The organism is Massilia sp. P2_C2 (assembly GCF_056404615.1).
The window spans coordinates 1181-4315 of the sequence record NZ_JBFUDR010000486.1 but is presented as its reverse complement, the minus strand read 5'-3'; the positions used below and the strand labels follow the sequence as shown (position 1 = coordinate 4315).

The 3135-nt window shown below is 69.1% G+C and carries 1 protein-coding gene and 1 pseudogene; both read right to left on the bottom strand.

All coding sequences use genetic code 11. The annotated features are described in order from the left end of the window. Window positions 1-2382 (bottom strand): diguanylate cyclase domain-containing protein (locus tag AC1DYX_RS29810; protein WP_477265629.1); only part of this gene is annotated, 2382 nt, incomplete at its 3' end. Window positions 2383-2447: 65 nt separating this feature from the next. Further along, window positions 2448-2960, bottom strand: a pseudogene (locus AC1DYX_RS29805) (methyl-accepting chemotaxis protein); the annotation flags it as partial. Window positions 2961-3135 lie beyond the last annotated feature (175 nt).

The window sequence follows — 3135 nt, the reverse complement described above, 5'->3', positions numbered from 1 at the left end:
GTACATGGCGATGTCGGCGTGCCGCATCAGGGCCGCTTCATCGGCGCCGTCGCTCGGCCAGGCGGCGACGCCCATGCTGCAGGTCGGGAAGAGCTCGTGGCCCTGGATCACCACTGGCTGGGCGACCGCCGCGAGGATGTCCTGCAGCACGCCCGCGATGCCCGCGCCGCCGCCCGGGGCAGACAGGATCATCACATACTCGTCGCCGCCCACCCGCGCCACGGTGTCGGCCGGTTTGACGACCGCGCGCAGGCGTTCGGCCACATGCTTGAGCATGATGTCGCCGGCCTTGTGCCCCAGGCTGTCGTTGACCAGCTTGAAGCGGTCCAGGTCGAGGTACACCAGCCAGGCCGGGCAGAACGGGTCGGCGATCGCCTGGGCCAGGCGCTGGTACAGCAGCACGCGGTTGGGCAGCCCGGTCAGGGTGTCGTAATGGGCTTGATATTCCAGCGCCCGTTCGCGCAGACGCAGCGCCGCTTGCGCATGGCGGCGCGCGGCGCGGTAGCGGTAGGTCTGGATGGCCGCGCTGACCCGCTCGGCCAGCCCCTGCAACAAGGCCACTTCCTCGCTGTCGAAGGCGTCATGCTCGACCGAATAGATATTCAGGATGCCCAGCGCCTCGTCGTGCCGCACCATCGGCAAGGCCACCTTGGCGCGGAAGCCGCGCCGCTCCGCATCGCTGCGCCACGGCGCCATCCGCGCATCGCGCGCGAAATCGTTGACCACCACCGGACGCTGGCTGCGCAGGGCCGCGCCGATGCTGCCTTCGCCGGCCGCGCCGGCCGCCAGCGAGGGCCCCAGGCAGTCCAGGTAGTCCTGGTGCGCGCCGGTGATGCCGGCCAGGCTCAGCGCGCCGGCCGCGCCGTCCAGCACCGCCACCCACGCCATCCGGTAGCCGACCGCCAGCCGGTTGCACACGCCCTGCAGCAGGGCGCGCTCGTCGCGGCTGACAGCGATCACCTGTTCGCAATCGCGGATCACGTCCAGCGCGCGGTGGCAGCGGCGCAGCGATTCCTCCAGCCGGTGCTGCACGCTGATGTCGATGCCGACGCTCTCGACCCGGCCGCTGCCCGCTACCGCGCCGGCAATGAAACGCGCCTCGTAACGGATCCAGCGCACTTCCTGGTCGGGCCTGACGATACGGTACTGGAAGGACTGCGGCTCGCCCTCGAGCAGGCTGCCCGACAGCGCCATCACCTGGGCGCGGTCGGCCGGGTGCACGCTTTTCAGCCACAGATGGGGATCGTCATAGAAGGCCTGGCGCGCCTGGCCATACACCCGCTCGACCGCCGGGCTGACGTAGCTGATGCCCCAGCCGGGCACCTCGAAGGTCCACTGCACTTCCTCGATCGCCTCCATCATGCCGGCCAGCTGCGGTTGCGCCGGGGCGGCGCCCACACCCAGCGCGCTCAGTTGCGCAATCCGCTCTTGCTGCTTGCACCGTTCGTCGGTCTGGGCGATCAGCGCGCCGATCGCCATCGACAGATTCGGCAATTGCGCCTCGCGCTGGCGCGCCAGGGTGCTGAAGAACTCCAGCACGCCGGGGCTGCGGCGCTGGCCGTCGGCGCCGACATACGCGACCGGAAAGGCGTAGCCCGACAGCAGCCCGCATTCGGCCGCGCTCTGGCGCCGCAGGAAGGTCGGGTGGCTGGCGATCGCCTCGACCCAGCCGGCTTCGCCGGTACCCCACACCTGGCCCACCAGGCCTTCGCCCGGCCCCATCCGCACCGCCTGGCTGTCGCGCGTGAAGGCGTTGAGCTGGGAATGCGGCAGATGCCAGAAGTGGCGGCAGGCCAGCGTGGTGGCGCCGTCCGCGTCCGGCTCGGCGGCCCAGAAGGCGCCCCATTCCCAGCCCAGGTTTTCGCACACCAGCTGGATCACCCGGGTGACCGCGCTTTCCAGGGTGCTGGTGCCGACCAGGATCTGGGTCGACTCGAAGCTGAAACGCTCGCGCAGGGCCGCGTGTTTGGCGGCGGTGATATCGGTCAGCACTCCCATCCGCACGCTGCCTTGGGCGGCGCCTGGCGCCAGCGATTGCATCTGGAGCCAGCGCAGGCCGGTCAGCGCATTGGCGATCCGGAACTCGCAATCGACCGGCGTGCTGTGCACCTGGGACAGCGCCGCCATCAGGCCCAGCACATCCTCCGGCACCACCTGGATCAGACAGTTTTCCAGGCTGCGGTGCAGGCCCGCTTCGACTTCGAGGAACTGGGCGGCGCGGGTCGACAGCACGATCTGGCCGCTGTCGGCATCGCACCACCAGCGGCCGAACGAGGCGGCGCTCTCCACCTCGCCATTGCGCAGCGCACTGGTCAGCGCCGAGCGCAGCTTGCGCGGCGCGGCCGGCGCCGATGTCAACGGTGGAATCAGGGAAGGCAGCATAGGCGTGATGAGGAACGCCTCGCTCAGTCCGCCACGGCCACGACGGCCTGTGGCGCCGCCAGCGCGATGCCGAAGGTCTGCTCCTCGCTCGCGGTACTGATTTCGGCGATGATGGCGGTCCCCCTCTTGACGCTGCTGACGATGTCATTCATGGTGCCGCCCGCCTGGTCGACCAGGCGCGCGCCGGTCTCGACCTTCTCGACCGAGTCGTCGATCAGCGATTTGTTCTCCTTGGCCGCCCCGGCCGAGCGTTGCGCGAGGTTGCGCACCTCGGCGGCGGCGACCGCGAAGCCGCGTCCCGGCTCGCCGGCGCGGGCCGCTTCGACCGCCGCGTTCAGGGCCAGGATATTGGTCTGGGAGGCGATGCCATCGATCACCCCGATGATGTCGGCGATCTTCTTGGCCGACTCATTGATCGAATCCATCGTGTCGACCACCTGGGACGCCACCACGCCGCCCTGAACCGCCGCCTCGGAGACCGACAGCGCCAGCAGGTTCGCCTGGCGCTCGTTGTCCGCATTCTGTTTGACGGTGGTGGTCAGCTGCCCCATCGGGGAGGCCGTGTTTTCCAGACTGCCGATGCCGCTCAGGCGGGTTACCCCCAGCACGATCAGGCCTGCCATCAACAGCATGATCAGGCCGTAACCGGCCGCGAGGCGTCCGCCAATTTTTAAATTCGAGATGTTCATCTATGTATTCCTGGCCCGTGTCCCGTTAAAAACAAGAAGCGTCCGCTCAGCCTGGTGCCAACAC